The following is a 20,877-nucleotide window of genomic DNA, read 5'->3' as shown; positions in this document are numbered from 1 at the left end:
ATCGGGAAAGTTGCAAACCGCGGCCCAGGCCGCACCCCGAGATTCTAGGGACAAGCGGGCCGTGCCGCCGCCCCCAGGCCGTCTTTCACCGGTGGTGCGCTCAGGCCGAGGGAATCTGCTTGTGCAGGTTGGCGCGCATGCGCAGGGCCATGATGCTGCCGGCAGCGCGCAGCAACTCGATGGCAATGGTCGGCACACGAGCGGCCATTTCTTCGAAACGCGGCAGGCGCAAGGCATAGACCACGCAGGGCGTCATGGCCTCGATGTTGGCACTGCGCGTGCCTTCGCCAAACAAACCGGGTTCGCCACAGATGGCGCCCGGACGCAGGATGGCAATGCGCGAGGCGCCCGGTGCCGCGCCGGTGACAAACACCTGCAGCGAGCCCTGGCCCAGGAAATACACGGTGCGGTCCTGATCGCCCTGCTTGATCAACAAATCACCCGAGCGCAGTTCATGGCGCGTCAGATACTGGCAGAAGGTACGCCACTGCTGAGGGTCCAGACGCGGACGAAAGGCATCTTCCGTATTGAGCGTTTGAATTGCCTGAATCAGTTCCGTGGAATCCATCGTTGCCTCTGTGTTCTTATCTGCGGCATATCCGCTTCATTCTTCACATCTTGGAATTTAAACGATCAGACACAAATGGTGTGCGCTATTTGTGCCACGCATCCGCTTTTGACATGCCAAGGGCTCAGGTCATACCCTGAACCCGACGCGCCGCGCCCACATCGCGGGTTCACTTGCCGATGCAAAAGCGGGTGAAGATCTCACCGAGCAGGTCGTCGGCCGAGAAGGCACCGGTGATGGTGCCCAGCGCGTTGTGTGTCAGGCGCAGCTCTTCGGCCAACAGGTCCAGCGCCCCATCGCTGAGCGCCGCGTGGGCCTGGGCCGCCTCCAGATGCGCCCGTGCGGTGCGCAGCGCCTGCACATGGCGCTGGCGCGCGATGAACACCCCTTCCGGCGCCGCCTGCCAACCGGCGATGTCGAGCAAGGTCTGGCGCAAGGCCTGCAAGCCCTCGCCGGTTTTCGCCGACAGGGCCAACACCGGCCCCTGCGGCTGCACGCCGGCCTGCACCGTCGCGCGCAGGTGGCCCGCATCGGCCTTGTTGAACACATGCACCACCGGCACGCCCTCGGGCAGACGGGCAGCGATGTCGGCATCGGCCTGGGCATAGTCGGCCTCGTCCACCCGCGTGAGGTCATGCAGGAAGAGCACCGCGTCGGCCTGCCCGATCGCCTCCCAGCTGCGCGCCATGCCGATGCGCTCGACCTCGTCAGAGGCCTCATGGTCGGCGCGCAAGCCAGCCGTGTCGATCACATGCAGGGGCACGCCTTCAATCTGAATCGTCTCGCTGACCTTGTCGCGCGTGGTGCCCGCAATCGGCGTGACGATGGCCAACTCGGCCCCGGCCAGCGCATTGAGCAGCGAGCTCTTGCCCGCGTTGGGCTGACCGGCCAGCACCACCTGCAGGCCTTCGCGCAGCAAGGCGCCCTGACGGGCCTGACGCAACACGGCGTCCAGGGTCTCGGCCACGCGGTCGAGCTTGCCACGCGCGTTGGCCTTTTCCAGAAAGTCGATCTCCTCTTCGGGGAAGTCCAGCGTGGCCTCCACCAGCATGCGCAGGTTGATCAGGCGCTCACGCAAGGCTTCAATCTCGTGGCTGAAGGCCCCGCCCAGCGAGCGGCTGGCCGAACGGGCCGCCGCCTCGGTGCTGGCGTCGATCAGGTCGGCAATGGCCTCGGCCTGGGCCAGGTCGATCTTGTCGTTCAAAAAGGCGCGCTGCGTGAACTCGCCCGGCTCGGCCAGGCGCAGGCCGGGCAGGCGCGCGCGGCCGGTGTCGGCCTCCAGCTCGGCCGCCGCCTCCAGGCAACGTGCCAGCAGCAGCTGCATCACCACCGGGCCCCCGTGGCCCTGCAGCTCCAGCACATCCTCGCCGGTGTAGCTGTGCGGGCCCGGAAAGTACAGGGCCAGACCGTGATCGATCGCCTCCCCCCGCGCATCGCGGAAAGGCCCATAAGTGGCCATGCGCGGCGCCAGCGCCCGTCCACACAGGGCCTGGGCCAAGGGCATCAAGCCCCGGCCCGACACCCGCACGATGCCCACCGCCCCGCGCCCCGAGGCCGTGGCCACCGCCACGATCGGCACATTGCGCTCATTCCAGGCCATCTTGCTGCTCCACTCCGACATGCCTTCCACGCGCATCGCGCGCACGGTCCAAGCGACATTGTCCCCCGAGGTGGTCCACTCCCCCAAGCACGGGGCCTTGCGCGCAAACCCCGATGGCCCGGGCCGCCCGGCCCCCTACCCTGCCTCCCACCACACCGCGGAGGAAAGCATCATGTTGCCACTCGTCGCCAGCTGGGGCTTCATCTTCGGCGCCCTGGGCCTGGGCATCTACACCGTCTTGAACGCCCAGTTCGACCCCAGCCAGATCGCGCTGACCTTCCTCATCCCCTACTACCTCCTGTGCACGGCGCTGCAGTATGTGTGGCCCGAGCAGGCCAATCGTTTTGAAAAAGGCGAGGTGCTCACCGACAGCCTGCACAACGTCGCGCTGCTGGCCATCACCGGCTTGACCGACTTTTTCATCCATGTGCTGATCGCGGCCACCGGCATCGGCCTGCTGTTTCACTTTGGCGTGCTGCCCGAGAGCTGGGCCGCGCACCACCTGCCGCTGTGGGCCCAGGTGCTGATCGCCTGGCTGACCTTCGACTTCATGTTCTACGTCACGCACCGCATGGCCCATGAAATCGATGCACTGTGGCGCCTGCACAGCGTGCACCACTGCGCCCACCGTCTGAGCGTGCTCAACGCCAGCCGCGCCCACCCGCTCGACCTGATCTGGCGCCGCCTCATCCCGGTCTTCGTCACCTTCCAGACCGGGGTCAGCCCCGAGGCCTTTATCATGAGCGGCATGATCAGCAGCGTGCTGGCCACCATCACCCACATGAACGTGCGCTTCCGTTTCGGCCCGCTCAATTACCTGATCGGCACCAACGAGATCCACCGCTGGCACCACTCCAACCAGCTGCACGAAGCCCAGAACTACAGCGTCGTCATGCTCTGGGACCACCTCTTTGGCACCTTCGTCTACCCGAAGCACCGCCGGCTCCCCACCCAGATGGGCCTGTTCAACGAGCACGCCTACCCCGTGCACCACTACCTGGGCCAGCTGCTGGTGCCGTTGACCTGGTCGCGCATGAAGGCGCGCCAGGCCCAGACGGATCTGTCACAGAACCGCGCTCAGGACGAGGCCGATGCCGGCCCGATGACCCGCATGGCCGACGGCCCGGAGTTCCTCGACACGCTGCCGCTGCCGGCCGACCGCTGAACCGCGCGGGGCCCCCAAGACCGTCACACCAACCGCCACACCCTCAAACAAAAACCGCCTGGCGCGATGCGCTCAGGCGGTTTTTTTGTCAGCGTGGACCGTGACTTACTTCGTCACACCCAGCTGGCGGTTGATCATCCACTGCTGGGCGATCGACAGGATGTTGTTCGTCAGCCAGTACAGCACCAGACCGGCCGGGAAGAAGAAGAACATCACGCTGAACAGCAGCGGCATGATCCACATCATCTTGGCCTGCAGGGGATCCGGCGGCGTCGGGTTCAGCCAGGTCTGCAGCAGGGTCGACAGCGTCATCAGGGCCGGCAGCACGAAGTAAGGGTCCTTGATCGACAGGTCGGTGATCCAGCCGATCCAGGGCGCGTTGCGCATCTCGACCGACGACAGCAGGACCCAGTACAGCGCGATGAACACGGGGATCTGGATCAGGATGGGCAGACAGCCGCCGATCGGGTTGACCTTCTCCTCGCGGTAGATCTTCAGCATCTCCTGCTGCATCTCCTGAGGCTTGTCCTTGAGGCGCTCGCGCATGGCCTGGATGCGGGGGTTGAGCGCCTTCATCTTGCCCATCGAACGGTAGGCACTGGCGTTGAGCCAGTAGAAGGCCGCCTTCAACAGCACCACCAGGGCCACGATCGACCAGCCCCAGTTGCCCAGCAGAGTGTGCAGCCAGTTCAGCAGCCAGAACAGCGGCTTGGCCATCAGGTGGGTCCAGCCATAGTCCTTGACCAGCTCCAGACCCTCGGCCAGCTTGGCCAGCTTGACCTCTTCCTGCGGACCGACCAGCAGCTGCGTGTCAATGGCCTTGGTCTGACCCGGGGCCACTTCGCCCACCGGGAACAGCATGCCCAGGGCATACAGGTTGGTGTCGATCTTGCGGGCGTAGAACTCACGGGCCGTCTTCTGGTTGTTCAACCAGGCGGCGGTGAAGTAGTGCTGCACCACGGCGACCCAACCGTTGTCGGCGCTCTTTTGGAATTCGGCTTCGTTCTTTTCGATCTTGGCAAACTCGACCTTCTGGAACTTCGACTCGCCCGTGTACACGGCGCCACCCAGGTAGGCCTGAGGGGCCCCGATCATGGTCGGGCCTTCGGCGGTGGGCACCGAGCCATCGCGCACCAGCTGCACATACAGCTGCGGGCTGACGGCCACGGCCGAGGCGTTGACCACTTCCTGCTTCACATCGATGGCGTAGTTGCCACGGTGGAAGGTGAAGGTCTTGACCAGTTGCACCCCAGCCACCGGGGCCGAGGCCATCTTAACCACCAGCTTGTCGGCGCCGTCGGCCAGTGCACGCTCGGTGCTCAGCACCGTGAAGGGCGTCTTGTGGTTGGGCAGGCCGGTCGTGGCGATCAAACCCGACTCGGCCACATAGGTGTGGCCGGCCGACTTGTTCAGCAAAATCATGTTCTGCTTGAAGTCATCCTGAGCGCGGTGCTGCAGCAGCTCGACCTTGACCAGGCTGCCGCCCAGCGTGTCGAACGTCGCCTTGACCACGTCGGTGGTCACGGTGATCTGCTCGCTGACAGGGATGACCGGCGCACTGGCCGAGCCTGCCACCGGCACCGCAGCGCCCGGCGCTCCGAGGGCCGCGCTGGGCGTGGGCAGGGTGGACGGCGAGCCAGGCACCGACGAAGCGGGAGCCGAAGCCACCGTTGCGGGTGCGAACAAGGAAGGTTGGCCACTGTGACGCAGCCAGCCATCCCACAACATCAGCAGTGAGACGGCAAAGACCGACCACAGCAGGGTGCGACGCAGATCATTCATGGGCGATTGGAATCCGACGAAGGGTTGCAAAAACGGGAAAACAGACGCGGCGCCTGGTCGGGCACCGGGTCATGGCCACCCGGACAGCCCGGGTGACAACGCAGCAGACGCCGTGCCGTCAGGTACGACCCTGCGGCCGGACCATGACGCTCCAGCGCCTGCAAAGCATATTGGGAACAGGTGGGCGTGAAACGGCAGGCCGACCCCAGCCAGGGGCTGAGGAAGAGCCGATACGCTTTCACGACCCCCATCAGCACCGCATTGAGACCGGTGCACAGCGCAGCCAGACCCTTGCGGAGCACATGGAGGAGCGTGTGCATCATGCCGTACTCCGGGCCAAACGGGACCAGAGTTCGTCCAGTTCGTCGCGCACGGCGACGTTCAAGGCCGGCGAGGCCGCGCTGGGAAAGAGCTGGCGGTCAAACGGGGCCTTGAGACGCACGACCCAGCCATCGACCTCGGCCCCATGGCGTCCGGCAGCCCAGATGTCGGGCCCATGTCGACGCAGGGCCTCACGGACCTGGTGACGGATCAGCGAACGGGTGACCGAACGGCGTGCCTGTTTTTTAGGCAGCACCAAGCCCAGTCGCCAGCCCGCGGGGCCACAACTGGGCAAAGTGAGTGCACACTCATCCACACACGGCGAAGCCTGCAGCCCCTCGTCTGTGGACAAAGGGGCTGGGCAAGCGAGCGCATCAGGCTCGGACCCTGCCGAAGCAGCATCCGCAGCGCGCACCAGCGGCAGCGCATGCAAGACGAAATGCGTCGTGCGCGAAACCGGGCGCGAACCCAAAGCCCTCTGAAAATCAGCAGCTTTCAGGCTGGGTGGCCGCACGGTGTGTCACAAAGGTCAAGTCGAAACAAAGCCGGGCAGGGGCCCGGCCTCGTTCACACCTGTACTGGTCAGACGCCCTCACGGCACCGACCAGACCGGGGCGGGGAATTACAGACCCAGACGCTTGCGGCCCTTGGCACGACGGTTGGCGATGACCTTGCGGCCACCCTTGGTCTTCATGCGCACCAGGAAACCATGGGTGCGGGCGCGGCGGGTCTTGGAGGGTTGGTAAGTACGCTTCATGAGATGGTCCTTCATGAGGCCGCACCTCGATGGGAGCGGCCCTATCTGTTATCTGTGATCCCTGATGCGATGCAATTGCCGCCCAGGTGGCACCCGGCCCAACTTCATGCCAAAGCATTCTGCTGACCGGACGAACCCGCGATTACAACAGGTTTTTGTTTCAGGGTCAATGCCTTTGCCGTCCAGGCCCCTCCGTCGCATCGAACCGGCACGGCGCGAGCCGATCACCCCAAATCACAAACCCCGGGAAAAAACTGTGGATAACCTGTCAATGACCTGTGCTCATGCGCTTAGAATTCGCTCCCCGAAGAAAGACTTGTCCACACATGAGTGCCGCCGAAATGACCGCCGCCGGCCAGAGCCCCAACGACCCCGCCACCCTGTGGCAACGGACCTGTGAGCGCCTGGCCACCGAACTGCCTGAACAGCAGTTCAACACCTGGATCCGCCCCCTGCCACCGGCCGAAGTGAGCCAGGCCGAGGGCAGCACCCTGGTGTCGGTGCGCGTGGCCAACCGCTTCATGCTTGACTGGATCCGCACCCAGTACAGCGCCCGCCTCGAAGCCATCCTGGCCGAGTTGCAATCTGGCGAGATCCGGCTGGAGTTGGCCCTGGCGCCCCGCATGGCCGCACCGGTCGGTGGCCTGCGCCCCGGCATGGTCATGCCCGGTCGGGCCCTGCCCTCCAACGCCCAGTCGGGTGCGGCCTTGCCGGCGCACACAGCACAGGCTCAGGCTGCCAACCAGGGGCCAGCGGGCGCGGCCTATCCACAGACCTCGGAGCCGGCCCGCACCGCTCGGGCACAACCTCAGGTCATGGGCCTCAATCCGGCGTTGACCTTTGACAACCTCGTGCCCGGTCGCGCCAACCAGATGGCCCGCACCGCCGCGCTGCACGTGGCCGGTGCCCCCGGCCAGATGTACAACCCGCTGTTCATTTACGGCGGCGTCGGCCTGGGCAAAACCCACTTGATGAACGCCGTGGGCAACGCGCTGCTGGCCGACAAGCCGGACGCGCGCATCCTGTACCTGCACGCCGAGCAGTTCATCTCGGACGTGGTCAAGAACTACCAGCGCAAGACCTTTGACGAGCTCAAGGCCAAGTACCACCAGCTCGATCTGCTGCTGATCGACGATGTGCAGTTCTTCGCCGGCAAGGACCGCACGCAGGAAGAGTTCTTCAACGCGTTCGAGGCCCTGCTGGCCAAGAAGGCGCACATCATCATGACCAGCGACACCTATCCCAAGGGGCTGGCCAACATCGATGAACGCCTGACCTCGCGCTTTGACGCCGGCCTGACCGTGGCCATCGAGCCACCCGAGCTGGAAATGCGCGTGGCCATCCTGATCAAGAAGGCCGCGCAAGAGGCCATCGAGATGCCCGAAGACGTGGCGTTTTTCGTGGCCAAGAACGTGCGTGCCAACGTGCGCGAACTCGAAGGCGCGCTGCGCAAGGTGCTGGCCTTTGCCAAGTTCAGCCACAAGGAGATCACGATCAACCTGGCGCGCGAGGCCCTCAAGGACCTGCTGTCGATCCAGAACCGCCAGATCTCGGTGGAAAACATCCAGAAAACCGTGGCCGACTTCTACAAGATCAAGGTCGCAGACATGTACTCCAAGAAGCGCCCAGCCTCGATCGCCCGGCCGCGCCAGATCGCCATGTACCTGGCCAAGGAACTCACGCAAAAGAGCCTGCCCGAAATCGGCGAGCTGTTTGGCGGCCGTGACCACACCACCGTGCTGCACGCCGTGCGCAAGATCGGGGGCGAACGGGGCAAGGATTCCGAGCTCAACCAGCAACTCCACGTGCTGGAGCAGACGCTCAAAGGCTGATCCCGCCCCCCCAAGCCGGTCAGGCACCCCAAAAATCAGAGGCTTCGGCCTCTTTTTTTTCGGCCTGTCAAGCCAACAAGTCTGTGGGCAACTTTTGAACAAGTCAGAGCTTGTCCACAGGCCAGGCGGCTTTTCAAAAGTTGTTGTCATGGACGCACGTCACGAAGGCCCCCCGCCTCCACACGCTTGTCCTGAGCCCAAGTCATTGATCTGACAAGACAAAAATCAACTTGTACACAGATTCAGGGCCTCTCTACTACTACGACCAGTTAGAAAGATGAAGATGGTTATGAAGACAGTGCAGCGCTGGGCACCTCAAAAAAAGTCTGTTTTCAGAGTCATGACATTCCATGACAAACAAACTCGTTGAATGGAACGTCGTGAGCGCTCGACCTTGTTTTCCAATCTCAAGCCACAGGCTGATGAACCCTGTCAAGACAACAACGTTGTGGACAAGATCCGAACAAGTCCCCACTTGTCCACAGGCGAGCCCTCATTTTCAAAGTTGTTGCAGGTTCGCGTTGCGGCAATCAGGTCCAGGTTCCACATGGTTGAAGCCCTGGCATGTCTTTGATCTGAAAAGACAAAAGTGACTTGTCCACAGCCAGATGCGCCCTCTACTACTACAACGAATTAGAAAGATAAAAACAGTTATGAATACAGTGCCGCGCCCGCGCCGCACAAAAAAACAGGCGAAAGGCCTGCATGACGCTCATCTGCACGATCTGTGCATTGCGGGAATGCTTGACTCGCAGAGGTAGGCGGAACCGAGGTACGATCGACGGGCTTGCGCATTCACCTTGGCCGATCCATGTCGATTCAAGGGGTGGATGACGTCGTGCAAGCAAGGACCAACGGGAAAGACTTCAGATGATTGTGTTGAAAGCAGCTCAGGAAAAAGTTCTTGCCGCCCTGCAATCGGTGGCCGGCATCGTGGAACGCCGCCACACCCTGCCCATCCTGGCCAACGTGCTGCTTCGCAAACAAGGCGCCGAGCTCGAACTGATCACCAGCGACCTGGAAATCCAGATCCGCACCACGGCGCAACTCGATGGTGATGAAGGCAACTACGCCATCACCGTTGGGGCCAAAAAGCTGGGTGACATCCTCAAAAGCCTGCCTTCGGACCAGATCGTCTCGCTCACGGCCAACCAGACCAAGCTGACGCTGCAAGGCGGCAAGAGCCGTTTCACGCTGCAAAGCCTGCCGGCCGAAGACTTCCCGCTGGTGCAGGAAGCCGCTGACTTCGGTCCGGCATTCAACGTGCCGCAGAAGACGCTGAAGATGCTCATCAGCCAGGTGCACTTCGCCATGGCCGTGCACGACATCCGCTACTACCTCAACGGCATCCTGTTCGTCGCCGAAGGCAAGACACTGACGCTGGTGGCCACTGACGGCCACCGTCTGGCCTTGTCGCAGGCCACGCTCGACGTCGAGATGCCCAAGCAGGAAGTCATCCTGCCGCGCAAGACGGTGCTGGAGCTGCAGCGCCTGCTCAAGGACGACAGCAAGAGCGAAGAAGAGCAGCTCATCGAGATGCGCTTTGCCGGCAACCAGGCCAAGTTCACGTTTGGCGGTCTGGAGTTCGTGACCAAGCTGGTCGAGGGCAAGTTCCCCGACTACAACCGCGTCATCCCCAAGAACCACAAGCACCACATCACGCTGGGCCGCACCACCTTGCTGGCCTCGCTGCAGCGCGCCGCCATCCTGACGAGCGAGAAGTTCAAGGGCGTGCGCCTGTCGTTCGCGCCGGGCCTGATGGGCATTGCGTCGAGCAACGCCGAGCAGGAAGAGGCCAAGGAAGAGCTCGAAATCGACTACGGCGGCGACAGCTTCGAGATCGGCTTCAACGTGGGCTACCTGATGGACGTGCTGGCCAACATGAGCCAGGACATGGTGACCGTCTCCCTGCAGGATGCCAACAGCTCGGCGCTGATCACCAACCCCGAGTACGAGGGTTTCAAGTACGTCGTGATGCCGATGCGCATTTAACGAGTGACATCGCAAAATTGACCCCTTGCCGCAGGGGATAGAATGAGGGTCCCGCATTGTCAAATGCCGGGACCTTTTTCATCTCTGGGCCCCCCACCGCTGGTCCCACCTTACCTAGCGCTTGTACCCATGACCGACGCCATCCACCCCGATCAACAGCCTGAACAGCAGCCAGACCAGCCCATTGAGGCGCCTGTGCCGCAGACCGAGGCTCAGATTTCGGCGGGCTATGGTGAAGGCAGCATCCAGATCCTCGAAGGGTTGGAAGCGGTGCGCAAGCGTCCGGGCATGTACATCGGCGACACGTCGGATGGCACCGGTCTGCACCACCTGGTTTTCGAGGTGGTAGACAACTCCATCGACGAAGCGCTGGCGGGCCATTGCGACGACATCGTCGTCACCATCCACACCGACAACTCGATTTCGGTGACCGACAACGGCCGGGGCATCCCGACCGGCGTCAAGATGGACGACAAGCACGAGCCCAAGCGCTCGGCCGCTGAAATCGCGCTGACCGAGCTGCACGCCGGGGGCAAGTTCAACCAAAACAGCTACAAGGTTTCGGGTGGCCTGCACGGCGTGGGTGTGTCGTGCGTGAACGCGCTGTCCAAGTGGCTGCGCTTGACGGTGCGACGCGACGGCCAGGCTCACCTGCTCGAATTCAAGCAAGGTGTGCCGCAAAACCGCGTGCTTGAGATGCGCGACGGTTTCGAGATCAGCCCGATGAAGGTCACGGGCGAAACGGACAAGCGGGGCACCGAGGTGCACTTCCTGCCCGACGAGACCATCTTCACGAACATCGATTTTCACTACGAGATTCTGGCCAAGCGTCTGCGCGAGCTGAGCTTCCTGAACAACGGCGTGAAGATCCGCCTGGTCGATGAACGCAACAACAAGGAAGACAACTTCGCCTACGCTGGCGGGGTCAAGGGCTTTGTGGAGTTCATCAACAAGGGCAAGAACACCCTGAACCCGAACATCTTCCACGCCCAGGGCGACAAGGTGTCGGAACACGGCACCAACGTCAGCGTTGAAGTGGCGATGCAGTGGAACGAGAGCTACAACGAGAATGTGCTCTGCTTCACCAACAACATCCCGCAACGTGATGGTGGCACCCACCTGACCGGCCTGCGCGCCGCGATGACCCGCGTCATCAACAAGTACATCGAAGACAACGAGCTGGCCAAGAAGGCCAAGGTCGATGTGGCCGGCGATGACATGCGCGAAGGCCTGGCCTGCGTGGTCTCGGTCAAGGTGCCCGAACCCAAGTTTTCGAGCCAGACCAAGGACAAGCTGGTGTCGTCGGAAGTGCGCGCACCGGTGGAAGACATCGTCGGCCGCCTGCTGACCGACTGGTTGCTGGAAAACCCGATCGACGCCAAGATCATCTGCGGCAAGATCGTGGAAGCGGCCCGCGCCCGTGAAGCCGCCCGCAAGGCCCGCGAGATGACGCGCCGCAAGGGCGTGCTCGACGGCATGGGTTTGCCCGGCAAGCTGGCCGACTGCCAGGAAAAGGACCCGGCGCTGTGCGAAATCTACATCGTGGAGGGTGACTCCGCCGGTGGTTCCGCCAAGCAAGGCCGTGATCGCAAGTTCCAGGCAATCTTGCCGCTGCGCGGCAAGATTCTGAACGTCGAAAAAGCCCGCTACGAAAAGCTGCTGACCAGCAATGAAATCCTCACGCTGATCACGGCGCTGGGCACGGGCATTGGCCGCGGCGCCGGCACCGACGACTTCAACCCGGACAAGCTGCGCTACCACCGCATCATCATCATGACCGACGCGGACGTGGACGGCGCCCACATCCGCACCCTGCTGCTGACCTTCTTCTTCCGTCAGATGCCGGAGCTGGTCGAGCGTGGTCACATCTACATTGCCCAGCCGCCGCTCTACAAGGTCAAGCACGGCAAGCACGAGCAGTATCTCAAGGACGCCAGCGCACTGGACGAGTACCTGATGAAGGTGGCACTGGACGGTGCCGTGGTCGAACCCGGTGCCGGCAAGCCGGCCATCAGTGGCGAGGCGCTGGCCGACTTGGCGCATGCCTATGTGGTGGCGCACAACGTGGCCGACCGCCTGAGCAACTGGATGGACGTCGAGGCATTGCGCGCCATGGCCAACGGCCTGACGCTGAACCTGGACACCGAAGCCGATGCCCAGGCCAGTGCTGCCGCCTTGAAGGCTGCCCTGCACAACGCCGAAGTCACGGCCGAGCTGGACCCGCGCAATGACAAGCAGGTGCTGCGCATCAGCCGCATCTTCCACGGCAACACGAAGTACAGCATCATCAATGCCGACTTTGTGCACGGTGCCGACTACGAGGCGCTGAGCAAGGCCGGTCTGACCTTCAAGGGCCTGCTGAGCGAAGACGCCGTGGTGCGCCGCGGGGAAGGTGAGAAGGCCAAGGAAAGCAAGGTGGCCGACTTCCGCGCGGCCATGGCCTGGTTGCTGCAGCAAGCCGAGAACTCGGTGGGCCGCCAGCGCTACAAGGGTCTGGGTGAGATGAACCCCGCCCAGCTGTGGGAAACCACGATGGACCCGACCGTGCGCCGCCTGCTGCGCGTGCAGATCGAAGACGCCATCGAGGCGGACAAGGTGTTCACGATGCTGATGGGCGACGAGGTGGAGCCGCGTCGCGATTTCATCGAGACCAATGCGCTGCGGGCGACGAACATCGACGCGTAAGGGACTGACGGTGCATGGATGTGCCCCGTCTTGACGGGGCAACGTTGGCGGCTGAGCGCGTACAGCTCAATGAGCCTGATGAACCTGTTTGCGTGTGCGACGGTGTCTGCCGATTGCCGCTAAGCCCAACAGGCCCATCGACATGGACGTGAGTGCGCTGACGTCAGGCACCGCGCTCACCACCCTGCCATATGCCGAAACGGTGCCCACTGACACGTCCCAAGACGTGGGGGTGACAATGCCAGCGTCGAACAACAAAAACTCAATCGTGGTGACCTCATTGGCGTCTTCGGGACGCAGCAAGGGATAGATCTCCAGGCGATTGATGTCCAAAATCGACGCGCCAGCTATGGTGAGCGGGGTGACGGCGAAATCAACCTCGACGCCATGGTTGACGAATGCACTCTTGAGGTAGTGCCATGATTTGAGGTGTTCACCCAGCAGCTGATCATCGTGAAAAGCCTTGATGAGCAAATCGCCTTGAAACGGGGCCAACTGACTGATGTTGAATGCCAGCATGTTGTGATCGGCGGCATGCGTGTACGACAAGGTAACGTTCAAATACTCGTCTGCGGCAATGGAAAAAGGACGCAGGATGGCGTTAGCGGGTGCCGCAGTCCCCATGTTGCCACCCGAAGAGGATGATGGTATTGGGTTGACTGCGATGCCTGTGCCGGGCGTTTGGATGGTGGGTAACGTCACCGTGCTACTGGCCTGAGCCGTCAACGCTGTGTACAGACCAACCACCAATACGGCCCAATTCTTATGTTTCATGTTTCCCTCTTTTTTGATCGTGGTCGGTCATTCATGAGGGCTTTGGCACGCATCATGAACCGCCTGTTTGTTGATCAGATGAGTTTAGCTGTGGGCGTCGCATGGTTATTGGCATTGCAGGTATCGCACCTCCGATGCAGGTGTCGGCATTGCGGTTCGCATTGAATCGAAGCTTGATCAGCACATCCAAGCAAAAGGCCACCTTGAAGGTGGCCTTTTTCATCTCACAACACTGGAGACCTGTTCACTCGTAGTGCACCACGGAGCGGATCGACTTGCCTTCGTGCATCAGGTCAAAGGCCTTGTTGATGTCGGTCAGTGGCATGGTGTGGGTGACGAAGGGGGCGAGCTGGATGCGGCCTTCCATCGCGTCTTCCACCATGCCGGGCAGCTCCGTGCGGCCCTTGACGCCACCGAAGGCCGTGCCCAGCCAGCGGCGGCCGGTCACGAGCTGGAAGGGGCGCGTGGAGATTTCCTGGCCGGCGCCGGCCACGCCGATGACGACCGACTGGCCCCAGCCGCGGTGCGCGCATTCCAGGGCGGCGCGCATGACGTTGACGTTGCCGATGCACTCGAAGCTGTGGTCCACGCCCCACCCGGTCATCTCGATGATGACCTGCTGGATCGGCTTGTCGTGGTCTTTCGGGTTGACGCAGTCGGTGGCGCCGAACACGCGGGCCAGGCCGAACTTGTCGGGATTGGTGTCGATGGCGATGATGCGGCCGGCCTTGGCCAGCTTGGCGCCCTGGATGGCGGCCAGGCCAATGCCACCCAGCCCGAAGACGGCGACGGAGTCACCCTCTTGCACCTTGGCGGTGTTCTTGACCGCGCCCAGGCCGGTGGTCACGCCGCAGCCCAGCAGGCAGACGTGCTCAGGGTTGGCGTCGGGGTTGATCTTGGCCAGCGACACTTCGGCCACCACGGTGTACTCGCTGAAGGTGGAGCAGCCCATGTAGTGGTAGATGGGCTCGCCGTTGTACGAGAAGCGCGTGGTGCCGTCGGGCATCACACCCTTGCCCTGGGTCGCGCGCACCGCGACGCACAGATTGGTCTTGCCGCTCTTGCAAAACAGACACTCGCCACACTCGGCGGTGTAGAGCGGGATGACATGGTCGCCAGGCTTGACGCTGGTGACGCCTTCGCCCACTTCGACCACGATGCCGGCGCCTTCGTGTCCGAGCACGGCAGGGAAGATGCCTTCGGGATCATCGCCCGAGAGCGTGAAGGCGTCGGTGTGGCACACGCCGGTGTGCGTGATCTTGACGAGCACTTCGCCCTTGCGGGGCGGCGCGACGTCGATTTCAACGATTTGCAGGGGTTCTCCAGCCTTGAAGGCAACGGCGGCACGGGATTTCATAGCGGTCCTAGAAATGGGCAGATTGGGTGGACAGAAAATTGATCATGAATGCCAGTCAAGCAGGCTTTCTCACTTCAGGTAGGAGCGAACCAGGCGCATGAGCCGTTCGATTTCGGCATCCATATCGGGTTTGGCGTCCTGGGTCGTGCCAAAGGTCTCTCGCAAATGGCTGTCCAGCACCTCGCTCATCAGCCCGTTGGCTGCGCCTCGCATGGCTGCCAGCTGCTGCAGCAGTGATCCGCAGTCCGTGCCGGCTTCCACGGCGCGTTCCAGCGCCTCGGCTTGTCCACGGATGCGACGCAGCCTGGTGATGACGCGCTTCTTTTCCTGAGGGGTATGGGGCATGAAAAGGCTGACGCAATGTACTGGGGGGTAGTATATTAACGGACCCACGAAAATGCAACTGAAGGCACGACGCGGGCATGCCTCGCAGCACAGGCTGGGTGGACGGCCTCATAGCAGCGAGTTGGAGGTGTCATTCCTTCTGGTGTGCGCGTCCTTCAAGTGACTGTCCGGTTGGCATCAGCAGAGTGTGAATTTGCTGTTTTAACAACTTTGGTGCGATGTAGGGCTGTCGCAGCAAATGTGACGCACTCTCTGAGTGCGCTGTGGCGCGGCCATTGCCAAGTGCTTGATCTGCCACGACGCTGGACGCATTGACTGTGGCGCCCTACGGGCGCGCAGGGCCCCACATTATTCCGATTGATAAGCGAGGATTTGTGCCCGTCGCAGATCGCATCCGTCATGCGCGACTCATGGCGCGCAACGACGGCCGGCGGGCCGCGCTTGGCTTCGGGGTGGGAGAGGACATTTTTGGGAAGAACGTTGAGAAGCTCAACAGTGTAGGTGATATGGTTGAGTTTCTCAACGGACTGAGTCATGACAAATCCAACCCCCTGCCTCGTGCCCTCTGACGAAGCCGCCTATGCGGCGTTCGTGTCCCTGATGACCCTCTTTGGGACGTCCAAACAGCGCCTCAATGAACGGCTGCGCGCGGTGGATGTCGACGGACTGGGTCCCTTGCACATGCGCTTGCTGTGCCTGTGCGTCGAGCAGCCAGGCTGCACGCAGCAGCATCTGGCCAACCAGATCAGCCGGGACAAGGGGCAGGTTGCCCACCTCATCCACGCCTTGGAGGGCCGCGGCCTGCTGAGCAGGACCCCCGATGCCCAGGATGGCCGCATCCTGCGCCTGAGCGCCACCGCTGCGGGCCAGCAACACGCACAACAGTTCGTGGCGATCGAGACCGAGTTCGCGCAGCAACTCTTTCAGGGGTTGAGCGTGATCGAATTCGAGCAGCTACAGGAGATGGCGCGCAAGCTGCTGATCGCGTCGCAACGCTGAGTTGCGCCCTGTCAACGACCCGAGGCAGGCAGCGCCCGCAGCCGATCGGCACCCGCCGCCATGAGCAGCGTGATGGCCGCGGGCAGCACCCAGCCCATGGTCACGTCGGCCAGGGGCAGGCTCTGGAAGAAGCGGCTGGCCACCCCCAGCCCGATGCCTGCCGCATTGAGGCCATCGGCGGCACCGAACACGCAGGTCACGGCCATGACGGGCCGGAACACCCGCTCGGGCACGCGCCAGGCGCCATCGGCCAGGCTGAGCACCACCAGCATGATGGCCAGCGGATACAGGCCCACCAGCACCGGGATGGAAAACTGAATCAGCTGGGTGAGCCCGACGTTGGAGATCAGCAGGCTCAGCAGCACGAAGACCGTGGCGACCCGCCGGTAGGGCTGGCCCAGCAACTCACCAAAGTACTCGCCGCACGCCGCCATCAGGCCCACGGCGGTGGTCAGGCAGGCCAGCACGATGACCACGGCCAGCAGCAGCAGGCCCGGTGTGCCAAAGGTGTGCTGCACATAGCGCGTCAGCAGCTCGCCGCCATTGCTGGCACCCTGCGCCAGGACGGCGCTGCCGGCGCCCAGGTAGAACAGCGAGAGGTAGACCAGCGCCAGCGCGGTGGCGGCAATCAGCACGGCGATCACGGAGTAGCGGGTGACGAGTCGGCGCTCGAAGACGCCACGGTCGCGCACCGCCGTGGCAATGACGATGCCAAAGACCAGCGCACCCAGCGCATCCATGGTCAGGTAGCCTTCCAGGAAGCCCTTGAGCAGGGGCTGGGCCACGTAGTCGCCCTGGGGCAGAGCCACCGGGCCGGCGGGCAGGTACAGGCCGGCGGCGCCCAGCAGGATCAGCGCCACGATCAGCACCGGGGTGATGAGCTTGCCCACCATGTCGATGAGGCGGCCGGGAAACAGCACCAAGGCCCACACCGCCAGGAAAAACACGCTGGTGTAGAGCGCCAGGGCCAGGGGGCCCACGCCGCTGAAGGGGCTGATGCCGATCTCGAACGAAGCGACCGCCGTACGCGGGGTGGCAAACAGCGGGCCGATCACCAGGTACACGGCCACCGCCAGCGCCGTGCCAGCCCTGTGCCCCAAGGGCGCGGTCAGGGCAGGCATGCCGCCGCCCACCCGGGCCAGTGCCACCACGGTCAGCAAGGGCAGGCCCACGGCGGTGATCAGGAACCCGATGGCGGCAGGCAGCAGATGCGCGCCGGCCTGCAGGCCCGCCAGGGGCGGAAAAATGATGTTGCCCGCGCCCAGAAACAGCGCAAAGGTCATGAACCCCAGTGCCAACAGATCGGAATGATTCAGACGCGCCATGTTCAACTTCAGAAGCAATGGCGTGAGCATACTGGCTCAGGGGGCCCCAGGGCCCGGTGAAATCAGGCGCGCTCGCCGGCGATGTAGTGCTGCAGCTGCTGGATGATGAACTCCTGCTCGGAGATGATGTCCTTGACCAGGTCGCCAATGGAGATCAGGCCCAGCAGCTTGCCCTCGTCCATGACCGGCAGGTGGCGGATGCGTTTGTCCGTCATCAGCGCCATGCACTCCGCGTTGGTTTGCCTGGGATGCACATACATGACCGCCGAGGTCATGATCTCGCTGACGGCCGTGTCCTTGGACGAGCGGGAATGGAGCGCCACCTTGCGGGCGTAGTCGCGCTCGGTGACGATGCCCACGACGCGTTCGTCTTCCATCACCAGCAGGGCACCCACGCCCTTGTCCGCGGCCAGCTTGAGGGCGTCGTATACGGAGGCGCGGGGTCCGATGGCGTAGATGGCCTGAGTCGGCTTGCTTCTGAGAATGTCTGCGGCTGTCGTCACGGAAGTTCTCCTGAATGATCCATACCTGTGCCGAACCATCATCGTCTCGGTGATTCGCCAAGACAAGAGGGGAACCGTGATTTTTCAGGAATCAGGGACAGGGACTTGTGCCGCGTCAGCGAGCGTGACAACATCAATGCATGAGCCAAACATACGGAATGGAATCACCCGGCAAGCACCATGCGGGGGCGTCGCGCCTGCCTGTGCGCTATGTGGTCATCATTGATGGGGGCGGCTCGGCCGTCGCCAGACTGATGCTCGAGACGCGTGAGCAGGTTCAGGAGTTCGAGGGCGGCACGCCCGAGGTGGTGCAGATGATCCAGGGGCTGGTGCCGGTCAAGGGCGCCACCGGCCCCGAGTGGGATCGGGCACTGCAAGCGCACAGCGCTCAGGAGCGCCTGGCCGCCGACGTCTACACGCTGCCGGTGTAGTCAGACCTGGGGGTAGCCCACTGTCTGAGACAGGAGCACCTGGTGATCGGTGCTCAGGTTGAGTGCGTCGGTCAAGGCCTCGCGGTCGATCCAGGCGCGCAAGACGGTGGCCAGCCCTGAAGCGGCGGCAAAGAGGTAGACGTTCTGGGCAATGGCGCCTGCCGCCATCCCGGCGTACAGCTGGCGTTGTGCCGCCGGCACCAGGCTCATGCGGCTGTGGTTGGCCACGAAGACCAGGTCCAGCGGGGCCTCGTCGACGAAGTCCTGGTAACCGGTGACCCGGCGCACGTCGCTGCTGGCCACCAGGCTCAGGGCGTGGGCTTGGGGCTCATAAAGATAGGTGCCGCTGGCCAGGGCCACGTAGATATCGACTTCCTGGGTGTTCATGGCGCTGGGGGCGGTGCGGCCACCCACGTCGGGGCGGTTGATGCCGTTGGCGGCCCACAGCAGGTCCGACAGCAACTGGTCGGACAAGGCATCGGTGCGGAACGCGCGCAGGGACTGACGCTGGTGCAAGGCATCGCGCAAGGGCATGCCCCCCTTCATGACCGGTGCAGGCAAGGCCCGGGCCTCAGGGGCCGGGTCCGACAGCGCTCGGGGCTTGAGTTGGCCGATCAGGCCCTGCGCCAGTTTCGTCAGTGTGTTCATGGGCCACCTCCGCAGCGGCACAGCGTACGCCGCCGCCCCATCCCTGACAAGGGGCACGCCTTATCATCCAGACCGCCATGTCCTCATTCTCAAACCACTCCCACGTGTGGGAACACGAAGTCGCCTATCTGGCGATCCGCGCGCAGGGGCCGGGAGGGCAGAACGTCAACAAGGTGTCGTGTGCGGTGCAGTTGCGGTTTGACGTGCGCGCCTCGTCGCTGCCGTCGGAGGTGAAGGAGCGTTTGCTCGCCCTGTCCGATCAGCGCATCAACAAGCAGGGCGTGATCGTGATCAAGGCGCAATCAGCGCGCAGCCTGGAGCAGAACAAGGCCGAGGCGCTGGGGCGTTTGCAGGCCATGGTGACCGAGGCCTCGCAGGTGCAGGCGGTGCGGCGCCCCACCAAACCCACCTGGGGCTCGAAGCAGCGCCGTTTGCAGGGCAAGGCCGTGCGGGCCGAGGTGAAGGCCGCACGGGGCAAGGTGCGGGATTGAGAACGCAATCTGATGGATGCAGCGCGTTCTGCGGCCTGAATTGACGCAAAATTGCGGGCAATGGCACATTTTGTGCCTGTTTGCAGCATCGTCTGCCTCGTCCTGGGTCCGCACTGTGTCCGCCAAAACGCTCCACTGGGCTGTTCGCATGAATCACCGCAACCGCTCGGCGTCATGGCTGTTGGCGATGGCGATCTTTGCGGCGTACTTTCAGGCGCATGGGCAGGGCCTGGTGATGTGGGTGGCATTGGGCCTGCAGTTTCTGGTCTATCCCCATGTGGTGTTCTGGCGGGCCCGCCGGGCGGCCGATCCCTTGCAGGCCGAAATCCAGAACATGCAGCTGGACAACTTCTGTTTCGGCGTCTGGGCGGCCTTGCTGGGTTTTCCTCTGTGGATCACGGGTTTGCTGGTGATCTGCGGGTGCATGAACCTGGCCGCATTCCGCGGTGGCGTGGGCGTGGGGCAGGCGCTGGCGGCCACGGTGGCCGGGGCCGCGCTGGTGATGTTACTGGGTGGTGCCGCACCGTTCGCGCCCGACACATCCTTGCTGGTGAGCTTGATGTGCCTGGGCACCCTGGGCACCTATCTGGTGCTGTTTGCGCGCAGCACCTACCGGCGCACCGTGGTGCTCAACGACACGCGGGTCAAGTTGCGCCAGAGCGAGCTGGCCTTGCAGGGCCAGTTGGAGGCCGTGCAGGCCTTGCAGGCGCAGCTGACCGAGCAGGCCAACCGCGACCCGCTCACCGGGCTCTACAACCGGCGCTATCTCAACGATTCCTTGCAGCGCGAGTTCGACCGCTGCGCGCGGGACGGGGCACCGGTCAGCCTGCTGCTGATCGACCTGGACCATTTCAAGCAGATCAATGACCAGCATGGCCACGCCATGGGCGATGCGGTGTTATGCCGGGTTTCGAGCCTGCTGGCCCAGCACATGCGCACCAGCGATCTGTGCTGCCGCTATGGGGGCGAGGAGTTCCTGCTGTTCCTGCCCGACATGGGGCTGGACGCGGTGTGCGAGCGTGCCGAACGCTGGCGCGAGCTGATGGCCGCGCAGTGCTGGGAGATCGAGGGGCAGTCGGTCGGGGTCACCCTGTCGATCGGGGTGGCGTGCGCGCCCCAGGCCCAGATGACGCCGAAGGCCTTGATCGCGCTGGCCGACCAGGCGCTGTACCGGGCGAAGGCGGAGGGGCGCAACCGGGTGTGCGTGGCCGATGCGCCGAGCGCACGGGCGGTCGCCTGAACCGGGTGGGGTCGACCTCCATCTGAAGGGGGAGGCGGCGGCATCGGCCAGGTGCGCGCAGG

20 protein-coding genes are annotated in these 20,877 nt (G+C 63.5%); 8 read left to right on the top strand and 12 right to left on the bottom strand.

From position 1 onward, the window contains the following. Positions 1–100 precede the first annotated feature (100 nt). Together AC3WW4_RS01385 and mnmE are read right to left on the bottom strand one after the other, a co-directional pair. The gene (locus tag AC3WW4_RS01385; protein WP_488826601.1) at positions 101–568 is read right to left on the bottom strand and encodes a cyclic nucleotide-binding domain-containing protein; all 468 of its coding nucleotides are present in this window, start codon (positions 566–568) and stop codon (positions 101–103) included. 169 nt (positions 569–737) lie between these two features. Then, a complete protein-coding gene (gene mnmE, locus AC3WW4_RS01380) occupies positions 738–2,168 on the bottom strand; it encodes a tRNA uridine-5-carboxymethylaminomethyl(34) synthesis GTPase MnmE (protein WP_488829673.1) in 1,431 nt (476 codons plus the stop codon). A 172-nt stretch (positions 2,169–2,340) separates the two neighbouring features. Between mnmE and AC3WW4_RS01375 the strand changes: the two genes are divergently transcribed. Next, entirely contained in the window at positions 2,341–3,333 is a 993-nt protein-coding gene (locus AC3WW4_RS01375) for a sterol desaturase family protein (RefSeq protein ID WP_488826600.1), read from the top strand. Positions 3,334–3,438: 105 nt separating this feature from the next. Here AC3WW4_RS01375 and yidC read toward each other — a convergent pair whose 3' ends face one another. The 4 genes from yidC to rpmH form a co-directional block, all read right to left on the bottom strand. Continuing rightward, on the bottom strand, positions 3,439–5,115 hold the full coding sequence (yidC, locus tag AC3WW4_RS01370) for a membrane protein insertase YidC (RefSeq protein WP_488826599.1): 1,677 nt from the start codon (positions 5,113–5,115) through the stop codon (positions 3,439–3,441). Further along, positions 5,112–5,366, bottom strand: a complete 255-nt coding sequence (gene yidD, locus AC3WW4_RS01365) for a membrane protein insertion efficiency factor YidD (RefSeq protein ID WP_488829672.1) — start codon at positions 5,364–5,366, stop codon at positions 5,112–5,114. The genes yidC and yidD overlap by 4 nt, the downstream gene beginning before the upstream one ends. A 68-nt stretch (positions 5,367–5,434) precedes the next feature. Then, a complete protein-coding gene (locus AC3WW4_RS01360; RefSeq protein ID WP_488826598.1) occupies positions 5,435–5,950 on the bottom strand; it encodes a ribonuclease P protein component in 516 nt (171 codons plus the stop codon). 108 nt (positions 5,951–6,058) lie between these two features. Further along, positions 6,059–6,193, bottom strand: a complete 135-nt coding sequence (gene rpmH / locus AC3WW4_RS01355; RefSeq protein ID WP_290729357.1) for a 50S ribosomal protein L34 — start codon at positions 6,191–6,193, stop codon at positions 6,059–6,061. A gap of 326 nt (positions 6,194–6,519) precedes the next feature. Here rpmH and dnaA point away from each other — a divergent pair, with 326 nt between their 5' ends. The 3 genes from dnaA (at position 6,520) to gyrB (ending at position 12,702) form a co-directional block, all read left to right on the top strand. Next, on the top strand, positions 6,520–8,025 hold the full coding sequence (gene dnaA, locus AC3WW4_RS01350; protein ID WP_488826597.1) for a chromosomal replication initiator protein DnaA: 1,506 nt from the start codon (positions 6,520–6,522) through the stop codon (positions 8,023–8,025). A gap of 870 nt (positions 8,026–8,895) precedes the next feature. Continuing rightward, the gene (dnaN, locus tag AC3WW4_RS01345) at positions 8,896–10,017 is read left to right on the top strand and encodes a DNA polymerase III subunit beta (RefSeq protein ID WP_488826596.1); all 1,122 of its coding nucleotides are present in this window, start codon (positions 8,896–8,898) and stop codon (positions 10,015–10,017) included. A 129-nt stretch (positions 10,018–10,146) separates the two neighbouring features. Next, entirely contained in the window at positions 10,147–12,702 is a 2,556-nt protein-coding gene (gene gyrB, locus AC3WW4_RS01340) for a DNA topoisomerase (ATP-hydrolyzing) subunit B (protein WP_488826595.1), read from the top strand. Between the two features lie 66 nt (positions 12,703–12,768). Here gyrB and AC3WW4_RS01335 read toward each other — a convergent pair whose 3' ends face one another. From AC3WW4_RS01335 to AC3WW4_RS01325, 3 genes are all read right to left on the bottom strand, one after another. Continuing rightward, entirely contained in the window at positions 12,769–13,476 is a 708-nt protein-coding gene (locus AC3WW4_RS01335) for a hypothetical protein (RefSeq protein WP_488826594.1), read from the bottom strand. A 244-nt stretch (positions 13,477–13,720) separates the two neighbouring features. Then, a complete protein-coding gene (locus AC3WW4_RS01330; RefSeq protein WP_488826593.1) occupies positions 13,721–14,833 on the bottom strand; it encodes an S-(hydroxymethyl)glutathione dehydrogenase/class III alcohol dehydrogenase in 1,113 nt (370 codons plus the stop codon). A 69-nt stretch (positions 14,834–14,902) separates the two neighbouring features. Then, entirely contained in the window at positions 14,903–15,178 is a 276-nt protein-coding gene (locus tag AC3WW4_RS01325; protein ID WP_488826592.1) for a metal/formaldehyde-sensitive transcriptional repressor, read from the bottom strand. Positions 15,179–15,712: 534 nt separating this feature from the next. Between AC3WW4_RS01325 and AC3WW4_RS01320 the strand changes: the two genes are divergently transcribed. Further along, positions 15,713–16,177: a MarR family winged helix-turn-helix transcriptional regulator gene (locus tag AC3WW4_RS01320; RefSeq protein ID WP_488826591.1), complete on the top strand. Its 465-nt coding sequence runs from the start codon at positions 15,713–15,715 to the stop codon at positions 16,175–16,177. An 11-nt stretch (positions 16,178–16,188) separates the two neighbouring features. Here AC3WW4_RS01320 and brnQ read toward each other — a convergent pair whose 3' ends face one another. Beyond that, a complete protein-coding gene (gene brnQ, locus AC3WW4_RS01315; RefSeq protein WP_488826590.1) occupies positions 16,189–17,502 on the bottom strand; it encodes a branched-chain amino acid transport system II carrier protein in 1,314 nt (437 codons plus the stop codon). A 62-nt stretch (positions 17,503–17,564) separates the two neighbouring features. Beyond that, entirely contained in the window at positions 17,565–18,005 is a 441-nt protein-coding gene (locus tag AC3WW4_RS01310; RefSeq protein WP_488826589.1) for a CBS domain-containing protein, read from the bottom strand. Between the two features lie 140 nt (positions 18,006–18,145). On the opposite strand from AC3WW4_RS01310, the gene AC3WW4_RS01305 reads away from it, so the two are divergent. Continuing rightward, on the top strand, positions 18,146–18,436 hold the full coding sequence (locus AC3WW4_RS01305) for a hypothetical protein (protein WP_488826588.1): 291 nt from the start codon (positions 18,146–18,148) through the stop codon (positions 18,434–18,436). On the opposite strand, the gene AC3WW4_RS01300 is transcribed toward AC3WW4_RS01305, so the two are convergent. Then, complete coding sequence (locus AC3WW4_RS01300) at positions 18,437–19,084, bottom strand: SagB/ThcOx family dehydrogenase (RefSeq protein ID WP_488826587.1); 648 nt, start codon at positions 19,082–19,084, stop codon at positions 18,437–18,439. Between the two features lie 77 nt (positions 19,085–19,161). Here AC3WW4_RS01300 and arfB point away from each other — a divergent pair, with 77 nt between their 5' ends. Further along, the gene (gene arfB / locus AC3WW4_RS01295; RefSeq protein ID WP_488826586.1) at positions 19,162–19,575 is read left to right on the top strand and encodes an alternative ribosome rescue aminoacyl-tRNA hydrolase ArfB; all 414 of its coding nucleotides are present in this window, start codon (positions 19,162–19,164) and stop codon (positions 19,573–19,575) included. 148 nt (positions 19,576–19,723) lie between these two features. Beyond that, positions 19,724–20,815: a sensor domain-containing diguanylate cyclase gene (locus AC3WW4_RS01290; protein ID WP_488826585.1), complete on the top strand. Its 1,092-nt coding sequence runs from the start codon at positions 19,724–19,726 to the stop codon at positions 20,813–20,815. The last annotated feature ends 62 nt before the right edge of the window (positions 20,816–20,877 follow it).

The sequence above is a fragment of the Aquabacterium sp. TM01 genome (assembly GCF_057808345.1).
Note: the sequence above shows the minus strand (reverse complement) of the source record. Positions and strands in the feature narration are given on the sequence as shown.